Genomic DNA, 13,544 nt, shown 5'->3' on the forward strand with positions numbered 1-13,544 from the left:
TTATTAAACTATAAATTAGAAACTTTTAGATCAATTTTTTACGCCGATTAACGCCCTAAAATTCCATGAATAATTATTGCGAATCATTTTAAATAACTTACTTAAGTAAGTTCAATATCCTCAAGTTAATTATATTATTAGCCAAATAAGCTATTACTGAGATTTTATAGAAGAGCATAAAAATTTATTTTGTAAAATAAGTTTGCTTTTATTACAGAAAATTAACAAATAAGTCACTGTGTTGAATTCCCGTTAGCAAATATTATGTGTTAGATTTTTTGAGAAGATGATTGGAGAAATTAATCTATCCTTTTCAAAAGGAAAATTTAGTTAATATACAGGCAAATGACCAAACCAATTATGATACCAACGCGGATTTATTTCATTCCTCATTGTTTTCAACTCCCATTTATGATGATAAAAAACTAAACTTATTTGTCCTGATTTAGATGTGGTATAAAAATTTAATTGTCGATCTTTGTAACGTGCTATAACTTTATTGGAAGGCAATTTCCAAGGATTATAACGGGAAGTCGACAAAAGGGACACGCTAGGATTAACAGCGTTTAAAAAAGCATAGCTTGATGACGTGTTACTACCATGATGAGGAATTTGTAAAATTGTTGATTTAAGTGTATTTCGATATTTTTCAATCAATTGATACTCTTGATTTTTTTCTAAGTCACCTGATAATAATACTGAAAATTGACCATCTGTAATGTGTATTACACATGAATCTTCGTTTTGCGCATATTCGGCTAGATGAGTTGGCCATAATACAGTTAAACTTAGATTATTCCATGTCAGATGATTTTCTGATAAACAGTGATAGTGATTTTTTAATTTTACTGATGAACTCATCAGCCATGCATTGGGATAATGTTGTTGAAGTAGAGAAAGTCCACCAATATGATCATTGTGTTGATGGCTAATAATAATTCCCTTTACATCTAAATTGTGCCATTGTAAAAATGGAATGATTATACGTTCTGCGGCAGAACTATTTTGCCACTGCGCCCCCGTATCATACAATATTGCGGATTTCCCATCATGTATGACAATTGCCAGACCATGACCGACATCTAACATATCCATTCGCCATAGATAATGCTGTTTTTTAAAAAATGGACTCACTATTATCATGAGTAAAATGCAGAGGGTTATAGTATGACGACGCCAAAATTCCGTTTTAAGAGTAATTATGGCCAGCCATCCAATAATACTTAATAAATAAAAATCAGATGAAGTAGTAAACCAAGGGAAATCAATCAGCTTCAGACAGTAAAATAAATAATCAAGTGACTGTTCAGCAATAAACCAAAACCATAATGCTAAATAGAAACAATCAAAAAAACTAAAACAGAGTGCTATCAAGATTGATGGAAAAGTCAGTAACGATATGATTGGAATCGCAATTAAATTTGCCAAAAGAGCCATAGTACTGACACCTTGAAAAACAAATAATTGTATTGGTAACAATAACGCTGTTAAACCTAATTGTAGATGTATTAATTTAACTAGGTAACACGTTTTGTTATTTTGAATCTTTTTTGATAATGGTACCCATTGATATAAAAATATTAAGCTAACAACAGCATAACAAGATAGCCAAAAACTTTCAGACAAAATCATCAACGGATCGGTTAATAATAATAAGGCTATTATTCGATTAATTTTCTGCCATGCGCTGATATGTTGGTTTTGACAGCGTAAATAAATCCATATCCCTAATGCCATTATTGCACGTAAAGCAGGAGGATTGAATCCTGTTAACCAAGCATAAAAACAGGCGCATAACCATCCGATTATGATTGGGACATATAAATTATTGAATCGCTGTGGAATAAAAAATAACGTTAATTTGACGAGACTGTAACACATACCAAAGACCAACAAAATATGCATACCTGATATCGCCATTAAGTGAGCAACGCCGGTATTCATCATAATTTGCCGATAATGATGATCAAGTTGAGAGCGATCACCAAAAGCCAATGCAAATAATATCCCACGGTAATGAAACAAATACATATAAGGCAAAGCATGATCAACAATAGTTTGTCTAATATCATTTTTATTTTTTAATAATTTAGCATTATTGATTTTTGCAGATAATAATGTCCGATTGGCTATAGCAAAACGCTGACTATCAAATCCTCCTTCATTTAAATAACTATGAATTACTTTCGTTTTTATCGTTAATTGCCAAATTTGACCTATTTTAGGTACATTAACATTATCCCAATAAATTGAAATTGGGATAGGAGTTGATGATGCTTGGTGATTACTTTCAAGAATAGTCCATTGCAGATAGTAAGGATTCATTTGCTGAGATGGATGCCGGATATTGATACTTTCGACTTTTGCTTTGACGACGAGTGTTTTGTCAATGTAAGGATCGATATTGATTAAATACTGTTTAGAATATGCCGTCGACCATAAGAAACTTAACATAAATATACTAATAAGTAACAACGTTTTTCTAAATAGAAATTTACTCGCAATGACAATAATCAACACGCCAAAAGCTGTCGCATACCAAAATATGTCTGAAAGTAATTTAGACATAAACATTAATGGCAAGCAGCCTAATGAAAATGTAATTATAAGTAAATCATGTGAATAAATTTGCCGCATTGACTCAAATTAGGCTATCGAATTAACAATAAGTTAGCATAACCTGTCAACAAATTATGCTCAGAAACTTTTGATAGATATTGCGATCTTGGTTCCAATCTTAATTCGCATTTGTTAAAAATCGATCATTATGATAAGAACATTTATAAATGTATTTTGATAGGTGTTAAGACTAAAATTACTTTAAATAGTCATCAAACTTTTTAATTATTTTTAAATAACTTTTTAATGCTTAATCAATATATTAATTGAGGGATTAATAAAAAAGCCTTTGAGTTAACTCAAAGGCTTTTAAACTAAATACTATTTTAGATATTATGCTTTAGCGGCATTATTTACTCTTTCACGTAATTCTTTACCTGGTTTAAAGTGAGGAATGTATTTATGTTTCACCTCAACATTACCACCAGTTCTTGGGTTTCTCGCTTTACGTGGTGCACGATAATTTAAGCTGAAACTACCAAATCCTCGAATTTCTACACGATCGTTGCTTTCCATAGCTAAAGCGATCTGTTCAATAATATCTCTTACAGCGTCATCAACAAGTTGCACAGGAAGGTGTGCCCGCCAGTTGACTATCTTTTCCACTAAATCTGATCTGTTCATGGTCACTCCTAAGTTATGTATGTGATATATAATTTGTTCATTTTATACCACAAAAGAAAAAGAGGGCAAGCCCTCTTTACTTTTTAGTTGAATATTTTTTACTCGGTTTTTGATGCAGCTTTGAATGCTTCAGCCATTGCATTAGTAAATGATGCTTCTTCTTGAGTTGAAGTATTATTTACAGCAGCAAGCGCTTCTTTTTCGTCAGCTTCATCTTTAGCACGTACAGATAATGAAATTGCGCGAGTTTTACGATCGATATTAACAATCTTAGCCTCGACTTCATCACCAACTTTTAATGCAGTTGTTGCATCTTCAATACGTTCACGTGCGATATCTTGAGCTTTTAAGTAACCTTCAATGCCTTCTGCGATTTCAATTGTTGCGCCTTTAGCATCAACAGCTGTTACATGACCTTTAACAATTGAACCTTTTTTGAAGTTTGAAGCAAAGCTACTAAATGGATCATCTTCAAGTTGTTTAATACCTAAAGAGATACGCTCACGTTCTGCATCAACTTGTAATACAACCGCTTCGATATCATCACCTTTCTTATAAGCTTTAACTGCTTCTTCACCTGGCATATTCCAAGAGATATCAGAAAGATGAACTAAACCGTCAATACCACCATCTAAACCGATGAAGATACCGAAATCAGTGATTGATTTGATCTTACCGCTAACTTTATCACCTTTATTGTGTGATTCAGCAAATTGTAACCATGGGTTAGGTTTACATTGTTTAAGACCAAGAGAAATACGACGACGTTCTTCATCAATTTCAAGAACAATAACTTCAACTTCATCACCTAAGCTAACCACTTTAGATGGGTGAATGTTTTTGTTAGTCCAATCCATTTCAGAAACGTGAACTAAACCTTCAACGCCAGTTTCAATTTCTACGAAACAACCGTAATCAGTTAAGTTAGTTACTTTACCAGTTACTTTAGTGCCTTCTGGGTAACGTTTAGCAATTGAAACCCATGGATCTTCGCCTAATTGTTTTAAGCCAAGAGATACACGTGAACGGTCTTTATCAAATTTAAGAACTTTAACAAGTAACTCTTGACCCACTTCAACCACTTCACTTGGGTGTTTAACACGTTTCCAAGCCATATCAGTAATATGAAGTAAACCATCAACGCCACCAAGGTCAACGAATGCACCGTAATCAGTAAGATTTTTGATGATACCTTTAACTTCAGAACCTTCTTGAAGATTTTCAAGAAGTTGTTCTCTTTCTGCGCTATTTTCAGATTCAATTACTGCACGACGAGAAACAACAACGTTGTTACGTTTTTGATCTAATTTAATAACTTTTAATTCGATTTCTCTATTTTCAATATGAGAAGTATCGCGTAATGGACGTACATCAACAAGCGAACCAGGAAGGAACGCACGAACGCCATTAAGATCAACCGTAAAGCCACCTTTAACTTTACCATTGATAACACCTAAAACTGTTGCAGCATCTTCAACTGCTTTTTCTAATGTAAGCCACGCTTCATGACGTTTAGCTTTTTCACGAGATAGAATGGTTTCACCAAAGCCGTCTTCAATTGAGTCAAGTACGACATCAACAACGTCGCCAACTTTAACTTCTAATTCGCCTTGGGCATTTTTAAACTGCTCTACTGGAATTGCTGATTCAGATTTTAAACCAGCATCAACTAAAACAACATCTTTGTCGATTGCAACGACAGTACCACGGATCATGTTACCAGAACGAGTGTCTAGTTGATTTAAAGACTCTTCAAAGAGTTGAGCAAAAGATTCAGTCATATTTATATACTTAAATTAATATTAACGTCCACATTACATCATGTCTTGTGGGGTTGTTTATGATACTCCACTCGTCCTTATAATGGAGCTTTGTTCACGTTATAAATAAATTTACAACGCAAGTTTTTCGTTTATATACGTAATAGATTGATTAAATACATCTTGAATAGAGAGTGATGTGGTATCAATTATTAGTGCATCTGTTGCAGGTTTTAATGGGGCAACGGCTCGATTACGATCTCGCTCATCACGTGCAGTTATCTCCTGCAAAATTTCGGCGAATTTAGCATGTTTTTGCTTATCTTGCAACTGTTTCATTCTTCTTTCTGCTCTTGAGTGCGGGCTGGCATCCAGAAAAATTTTTACTGGTGCATCAGTAAACACAACTGTCCCCATGTCTCGCCCATCCGCAATTAACCCCGGCAATTGCCTGAAATCTCTTTGTCGTTGCAATAATGCTGCCCGAACTTGATTTAGCGAAGCCACTTTAGAAGCAGCGCCTCCAGTCTCTTCAGTACGAATATCTTTAGAAACATCAACGCCATTTAATAGTACTTTGACTTCGCCATGATGGGTATCAAAAGTTAAAGGTAAATTTAATGCTAATTGAGTTAATTGTAGTTCATCATTCAGCGCAATGTGATGATTAAGCGCCGACAACGCAAGCACACGATAAATCGCGCCAGAGTCTAAAAGATGCCAATTGAAATGATTAGCTAACGCTTGACACAACGTGCCCTTCCCCACACCACTAGGGCCATCGACAGCAATAACAGGAACTAATGTATTCATTTAGTATTCACTCAATCGTTTAAATTGTTCAAAATAGTCAGGAAATGTTTTCATTGTACATTTAGGATCTAATATAGTCACGGGCGTATCGGATAATGCCACTAATGAAAAACACATTGCCATACGATGATCGTTATAGGTTTTTATTTCAGCATGTGTTAAAGATTTAGGGGGGATAATCGTTATATAATCGTTACCTTCTTCAACCTCTGCCCCTATTTTACGCAATTCAGTTGCCATAGCAGATAAGCGGTCAGTTTCTTTAACTCGCCAGTTATAGATATTACGAATAGTTGTGGATCCTTTGGCAAACAAAGCGGTTGTTGCTATTGTCATCGCCGCATCAGGGATATGATTCATATCCATATCAATACCGTTAAGTTCCCCTCGGCTACACTCGATATAATCATCAGCCCACGTAACTTTAGCACCCATATTTTCAAGAACATGGGCAAATTGGGTATCACCTTGTAAACTTTTTTTACCAACACCTGTGACGCGAACAGTGCCCCCTTTAATCGCCGCTGCAGCTAAAAAATATGAAGCGGATGAAGCATCACCTTCAACCAAATAAGTACCCGGTGACTTATAAGTTTGCTTTGCTTTAATAACAAATTTTTGATAGTTATCATTGATGACCGACACCCCAAATATCGCCATCATTTTGATCGTGATATCAATATACGGTTTAGAGACTAAATCCCCTAAAATAGTAATTTCAGTATCGTTATCAGCAAGTGGGGATGCCATTAATAGCGCAGTTAAAAATTGACTTGAAACAGAGCCATCAACCTGAATATTACCGCCAATAAAGCCCCCATGAATATGCAGTGGTGGATAACCTTCATTTTCAAGATAATCTATTTTAGCCCCACCTTGACGAAGCGCATCAACTAAATGCCCTATTGGACGCTCTTTCATACGGGGTTCGCCCGTAAGCACAATATTATTTTCACCAAGACATAACGCAGCAGTTAAAGGACGCATCGCCGTACCGGCATTCCCTAAAAAAAGCTCTAATGCATGGGATGAATGTAATTTTCCGCCGACACCCTGAATATCACAAATCGTGCGATCATTCGATAATTGATACGTAACACCTAATGCTTTAAGAGCATCAAGCATATAACGGACATCATCGCTGTCTAATAAATTTGTTAAACGTGTATTACCTTGACTCAATGCAGACAAAAGTAGCGCCCGATTAGACACACTTTTTGAACCCGGTAAGTTTATCGTACCATTAAATCTTTTTATCGGTTGTAATGTTAGGGATAACATGATAGTTCTCTTTATATTTTTAAGATTTTTAAAATTTATCTAAAGTTGCTTTCAACAATTCAATCGCTTGTTTATCTTTAGCACTATTTTGCCACAATTTATCAAATAACAACCGGTATCGCTTAATCGCATCGTGAGACGAGGTAATAGAAGCAATCCCTGTGGTCACATTCGGTAATTCACCTAATCGAAACGGGCTCATCGCTAACGAAATCGGGTTTTCATTTTGATAAAATAGTTGAAAAGCAATAGATGGAATTGCATGCTCTGTAATAGCAATGGTTGGCGAATAAGCTTGTTGTTCAATTAATTCAATTAAGTGATAGACTTCTTTTCGAGCTAATAGCATGCGTTCAGACTTTTTACCCGGTGAAAGATTTAAATTACCGACTAAACCAATATGTAAAAAACGTTCTACATTGCGTAAACTAATTAAATTAATGACTTTAGGCGCTGATTGATAGAATTGTGTTTGTCGTTCTTTTAAAATGGCTAACGTTGTTGCATATTTTTTTAAATTAATTGAATCGCCCGATTCATCTAGCATCATAGCAAGATGAGAAAGATAATCTGGTGAAGTGAGTAAAAAAGAAAAAGGATCAAAATGAGAATAAATATGTGTTGATTGTTCTTCAAGTTGGCGCATACGTTCAAAAAAACCTTCACCACTTGAATAATATTCAGTATCAATACCAAGCAAGCTTGCTAAGGATGTATCTAACAAAGTCGCTAAACGTCCTAATGTTTCGATTTTGATAATTTCACCCTTTTCAAGACGGTAAACCGCAGCTCTTGAAATTCTAAGATTTTGTGCTATGTCTTCAGCTTTTAAGGAAGCCGCTATACGATACGCCCGTAAACGCTGACCTATCGCACAATAATCAATCGATCCAGTATTCATAATTCACTCAAACCATTCGGATTTTGGCAGTGTAACATAAGGTAATCATATTGCCAATTTGCAATCCAGGCAATTTTGTTCAATTCATCAATATATGATTTTTGACTCAAGTAATGGATAATCTATCATCCATAATTAAATAACGTCATAAATATTGGCATTAGCAATGTAAGCAAAAAACCTTGCACGATAGCAGGTGGCACTATCATTATTCCTGCTCCTTTCTGTAACATAGGCAAAGTAAAATCCATAGACGTTGCACCACATAAACCCAGTGTTGTTAATTTATACCGTTTTATTAATGTTGGAATAAGTATAATGGCAAAAAGTTCACGTAATATATCATTTAAAAATGTGGCACTGCCAATAATTGCCCCATGCGCTTCAGTCATTAAAATGCCTGACAAAGAATACCAACCAAATCCAGATGACATACCTAATCCTATACGCAAAGGAAGATCTAATAGTAAAGCGGCTACCATTCCACCAATAAAAGTGCTTATAATGACAATTAGCGTTGTTGCAATACCAACTTTGTTAAGTAAAATTTGTTTAAGTGAAATATTATTACTTCTTAACTGAATACCAATTAACAAGAGTAAAAAAACTAAAACAACCTGAATAATGTTTTCGGTATATTGCCATACAAACAATGGAAAAAGTCCGACTATAAATCCCAAAACAAGTGCAATAAAGACACGCAATGATTCCAATATCATTTTTACGCGTGAACCAAAGGTTTGTTTAACGCTTGAGGCTTTCCACGGTAAAAATAGGTCAAATAACATTAGAAAAATAAAATTTCCGCCAAAAGTACAGATAAAAATAATAGCAGTATAAAATAGAATATTTTGCAAATTAGTCGCAAGGTTATCTAAATGAGCAAGTTCTGCGCCCATAATAAAAAGAATAAAATAAACCATCCAACTTAGAATTTGGTTAATTTTAGCTATCCATTTTTCTTGTTTGCATTTAATTAAATAACCAATGCACAAAGGCACAAGTGCTATTAGAATACCAAAATACATATTTCATTCCCTACTAATTAATTTAAGACAATTATTTTATTGAGCTTTAATTAAAAAAATCGATAAACAACAAGTTGAATATCGATTGTAATCAATTTTGATAATTTGACACTACATTAGGTAAATAATCATTACCTTTAGTATATTATATTAATGATGCTAATTGTGTTTCAATATTCAGTTTGAGTTGATCTAACAAAGCATAACGATTACGGTATTCAGAACGTTTTTTACTTGCTATATCTTCTAACGATTTACGTGTAATCTCAGTGGGTAAAATAAATAACTCACGATCATCTTGTTGACCATCGATTGTTAACCAAAAATCATCATAATCAGACAAAATGCGTTCTTGTCTGCTGTTATAACGCCAATTGTTATACACATGCGTTTTATTTCCAACCGCCACAATTTGCTCAAGCTGAAAATAATGCGCAATGATTAATGCTGCCTCAACAGCGACTCGTTTTGGAAATAATCCATAACATTGCTTAGTCGCTTTTTGTACCCGAACTCGAGCTTCATGATGACCGGTACCTTGCAACCCTGCAATAAATAAAGTCGTTTTTTGTTGATATTGAATGATTGAAAAAGTTAATGTTGCTAAATCAATACCGTCATTATCATAAAAATAAAGGCTTATTTCGCCTTCTCGAGCAAACTTGTTACGCGCTTGAATCGCAATTTGAATATTAGCTTCATTTTTTACTGTTAGGTTAGCCAATACATAAGGAGTTTTAGGATTATAAAAAGCCTTAGTCATGCTATCAGGCTGATTCGCTAAAAAATCATAGTGATATGCTAACGCATCAAAACGCTCTTGTTGCGACAAACTTGATGATAAATACGGTCTTTGTAATTTACACGGTAAATTGGTTTGGCAAGAAAAATAGTAGCCAAGTAATGGATATTGTCTTAATTTATCCAACCATTTTAGTGTAATAGGACTTAAAAATAAGGTTCTAAAAAAAAATTTATAACGATAAGTCGGATTAAGCCAAAGTTCATTTAGCGGAAGTTTACCGGTACATAGCCAGTTAAAAAGTTGCCATTTGCTTTTTGGCTGGGACATATTCGTAATATTATTCATAAGCAGAAAAAATAAATTTGAGTTAGTTAATTTATAAAAAATTTATATGTGGCTAAATTATAAAATATCAATAGATATCAAAGATTAGTCATAAATACCAACTTTAAAGAGTACAATACAACATAAATCAACGCAACCTTTGCCATCTTATTCTATAAGAAAAGAAAATAAAAAACGGTGAACTGGTCACCGTTTCTTATTAAACAATTATTCAGTTTTTATAAACTCAATTATTGTCCTTTCACTTCTTTAAGTCCGTTGAATGGAGCCTTAGCACCTAATGCTTCTTCAATACGGATTAATTGATTGTATTTAGCAACACGATCAGAACGGCTCATAGAACCCGTTTTGATTTGACCAGCAGCTAAACCAACAGCTAAATCAGCAATAGTTGAATCTTCAGTTTCACCACTACGGTGAGAGATAACAGCAGTATAACCTGCATCTTTTGCCATTTTAACCGCTGCGATAGATTCAGTTAATGTACCGATTTGGTTAACTTTAACTAGGATTGAGTTAGCGATGCCTTTTTCAATACCTTGTTTGAAGATTTTGGTGTTAGTTACAAACAGATCGTCACCCACTAATTGGATTTTGTGACCTAATGCTTTAGTTTGGTATGCCCAACCGTCCCAATCGCTTTCATCTAAACCATCTTCGATTGATACGATAGGATATTGTTCAGTTAAACCTTCTAAATAGTGAGTAAATTCTTGAGCAGTAAACTCTTTATTACCTTCACCTTTTAATACATATTTACCTGTTTCTTTGTTATAGAATTCAGAAGCAGCACAGTCCATCGCTAAAGTAATATCTTTACCTAGTACATAACCCGCTTTTTCTACAGCTTCTTTGATACAAGCTAATGCTTCAGCATTTGAATCTAAATTAGGGGCAAAACCACCTTCATCGCCTACAGCAGTATTCATACCTTTAGCATGTAAAACTTTCGCTAAGTTATGGAATACTTCAGAACCCATACGGATTGCTTCACGTACTGTTTTCGCGCCAACTGGTTGAATCATAAATTCTTGTAAATCGATGTTATTATCCGCATGTTCACCACCATTGATGATGTTCATCATCGGTAATGGCATTGAATATTGACCTGGCGTACCATTCAAATCAGCAATATGTTGATATAGTGGAACACCTTTTGCTGCTGCAGCTGCTTTAGCATTAGCTAATGATACTGCAAGAATTGAGTTTGCACCCAAGTTAGATTTAAAATCAGTTCCATCTAAATCAAGCATGATTTGGTCGATAGCCGCTTGATCTAACGCATCTTTACCCACAACTGCTTTCGCAATTGGTCCATTTACGTTTTCAACTGCTTTTAAAACACCTTTTCCTAAAAAGCGAGATTTGTCACCATCACGAAGTTCTAATGCTTCACGCGAACCAGTTGATGCACCAGATGGAACGATTGCTAGACCAACAAAACCACCTTCTAAATGAACTTCAGCTTCAACTGTAGGGTTCCCACGAGAGTCGATGACTTCACGACCATGTACTTTAACGATTTTTGCCATGTTATTTTCCTCTATATGACAGATATATTACAAATGTAAAACTTTAAAACTATTTTTGTTGTAGCTGCTGATACTCCTTGGCAGCTTTTATAAAACTACTAAACAGTGGATGCCCATCTCGTGGTGTCGAGGTAAATTCCGGATGGAATTGACAAGCAACAAACCATGGATGATTAGGAACCTCAATAATCTCGACTAATTTTCTATCAGTTGAAAGTCCTGTTACTTTTAATCCTGCTTTTACAATTTCAGGTAATAAATTATTATTCACTTCGTAACGATGACGATGACGCTCAGTGATTGACTCTTTTTTATACATATCAAATACTAATGAGTCTGGTTCTAAATGACATATCTGAGAACCAAGTCGCATAGTACCACCTAAATCACTATTTTCATTACGTTGCACAACATTACCCGATTCATCACTCCATTCAGTGATTAACGCAATGATTGGATTCGCACAATCTTTAACAAATTCTGTAGAATTTGCGTCTTTAATTCCAGCCACATTACGAGCATATTCAATCATGGCAACTTGCATTCCAAGACAAATACCTAAATAAGGTATTTGGTTTTCACGCGCATAGCGTGCAGCAATGATTTTACCCTCAACGCCACGATACCCAAATCCACCTGGAATAAGTATTGCGTCTAAGCCTGAAAGTAAATCCGTACCACGCGATTCAAGATCTTCAGAATCGATATAACGAATATGAACAGTTAAACGGTTTTTCAACCCGCCATGTTTTAATGCTTCGTTTACAGACTTATAAGCATCAGGTAATTCAGTGTATTTACCCACCATACCTATTGTGACTTCACCAACAGGATTGGCCTCTTCATAAATCACTTGTTCCCACTCTGATAGATCTGCTTCAACGCAATCAAGGTGGAATCGATTGCAGACAAAAGTATCTAAATTTTGTGATTTTAAAAGAGCAGGTATTTTATAAATTGAATCGACATCTTTTAATGAAATAACTGCACGTTCAGGCACATTACAAAATAGTGCAATTTTTGCTCGCTCATTAGCTGGAATGATACGATCTGAACGACAGATTAACACATCAGGTTGAATACCAATTGATAACAACTCTTTGACTGAGTGTTGTGTAGGTTTTGTTTTAACTTCTCCAGCAGAAGCTAAATATGGCACTAGGGTTAAATGCATAAATAAAGTATGTTCTCGACCTACATCAACCGCTAATTGACGAATCGCTTCTAAAAATGGAAGTGATTCAATATCCCCAACTGTGCCACCGATTTCAACAATAGCAACATCGAAGCCTTTAGCTCCTGCAATAACGCGAGATTTAATCTCATTGGTAATATGGGGAATGACTTGAACAGTTGCACCTAAATAATCCCCACGACGTTCTTTGCGTAATACATCGGAATAGATACGCCCTGTTGTGAAGTTATTTTTGCGAGTCATTTTAGTGCGAATAAAACGCTCATAATGACCTAAATCAAGATCCGTTTCTGCCCCATCTTCCGTCACAAAAACTTCACCATGCTGAATCGGGCTCATTGTACCCGGATCGACATTAATATAGGGATCAAGTTTTAACATGGTGACTTTTAAATTGCGGGCTTCTAAAATTGCAGCGAGTGATGCTGCGGCAATGCCTTTACCAAGAGAAGAAACGACACCGCCTGTAACAAAAATATAATTCGTGACCATTAATACCAGACCATTATTAATTTATAAGAACAATATTGCGTCGTTTTCAAACGATAAAAGCAACACAATATACGATAAATCAGACGGGAAAATAGTATAACAGAATCTGACCTTGCTCACAATTGAATAATTATCTTTAACAGATGTTTTAATTAAGCTGATTAGATAAATTTAATGCTACTCAATCTAATCAACTTTAATTTGAAAAC

At 34.9% G+C, this 13,544-nt stretch carries 10 protein-coding genes; all 10 read right to left on the minus strand.

Translation table 11 applies throughout. The annotated features are described in order from the left end of the window. Window positions 1–330: 330 nt before the first annotated feature. Entirely contained in the window at window positions 331–2,568 is a 2,238-nt protein-coding gene (locus J3U14_RS07025) for a DNA internalization-related competence protein ComEC/Rec2 (RefSeq protein ID WP_267369605.1), read from the minus strand. A 384-nt stretch (window positions 2,569–2,952) separates the two neighbouring features. Beyond that, window positions 2,953–3,243 carry an integration host factor subunit beta gene (gene ihfB, locus J3U14_RS07030; RefSeq protein ID WP_065559335.1) on the minus strand — a complete coding sequence of 97 codons (291 nt, stop codon included), beginning with the start codon at window positions 3,241–3,243 and terminating at the stop codon, window positions 2,953–2,955. A 98-nt stretch (window positions 3,244–3,341) separates the two neighbouring features. Further along, complete coding sequence (gene rpsA, locus J3U14_RS07035) at window positions 3,342–5,024, minus strand: 30S ribosomal protein S1 (protein ID WP_267352495.1); 1,683 nt, start codon at window positions 5,022–5,024, stop codon at window positions 3,342–3,344. A 111-nt stretch (window positions 5,025–5,135) separates the two neighbouring features. Continuing rightward, window positions 5,136–5,816, minus strand: coding sequence for a (d)CMP kinase (gene cmk / locus J3U14_RS07040; protein WP_267352494.1), 681 nt, complete (start codon window positions 5,814–5,816; stop codon window positions 5,136–5,138). Further along, window positions 5,817–7,100, minus strand: coding sequence for a 3-phosphoshikimate 1-carboxyvinyltransferase (gene aroA, locus J3U14_RS07045; RefSeq protein WP_416380177.1), 1,284 nt, complete (start codon window positions 7,098–7,100; stop codon window positions 5,817–5,819). Window positions 7,101–7,125: 25 nt separating this feature from the next. Further along, window positions 7,126–7,998, minus strand: a complete 873-nt coding sequence (locus tag J3U14_RS07050) for a helix-turn-helix domain-containing protein (RefSeq protein ID WP_267352492.1) — start codon at window positions 7,996–7,998, stop codon at window positions 7,126–7,128. 125 nt (window positions 7,999–8,123) lie between these two features. Beyond that, window positions 8,124–9,026 (minus strand): lysine exporter LysO family protein, encoded by a 903-nt coding sequence (locus tag J3U14_RS07055; protein ID WP_267352491.1) that lies wholly within the window; start codon window positions 9,024–9,026, stop codon window positions 8,124–8,126. Window positions 9,027–9,171: 145 nt separating this feature from the next. Next, a complete protein-coding gene (locus tag J3U14_RS07060) occupies window positions 9,172–10,098 on the minus strand; it encodes a VirK/YbjX family protein (protein ID WP_267352490.1) in 927 nt (308 codons plus the stop codon). A 248-nt stretch (window positions 10,099–10,346) separates the two neighbouring features. Further along, entirely contained in the window at window positions 10,347–11,648 is a 1,302-nt protein-coding gene (gene eno / locus J3U14_RS07065) for a phosphopyruvate hydratase (RefSeq protein WP_065559328.1), read from the minus strand. Window positions 11,649–11,697: 49 nt separating this feature from the next. Further along, window positions 11,698–13,335 carry a glutamine hydrolyzing CTP synthase gene (pyrG, locus tag J3U14_RS07070; RefSeq protein WP_267352489.1) on the minus strand — a complete coding sequence of 546 codons (1,638 nt, stop codon included), beginning with the start codon at window positions 13,333–13,335 and terminating at the stop codon, window positions 11,698–11,700. Window positions 13,336–13,544: the final 209 nt, after the last annotated feature.

Source organism: Gilliamella sp. B3801 (assembly GCF_026536645.1).
Taxonomy (GTDB): Bacteria; Pseudomonadota; Gammaproteobacteria; order Enterobacterales; family Orbaceae; genus Gilliamella; species Gilliamella apicola_I.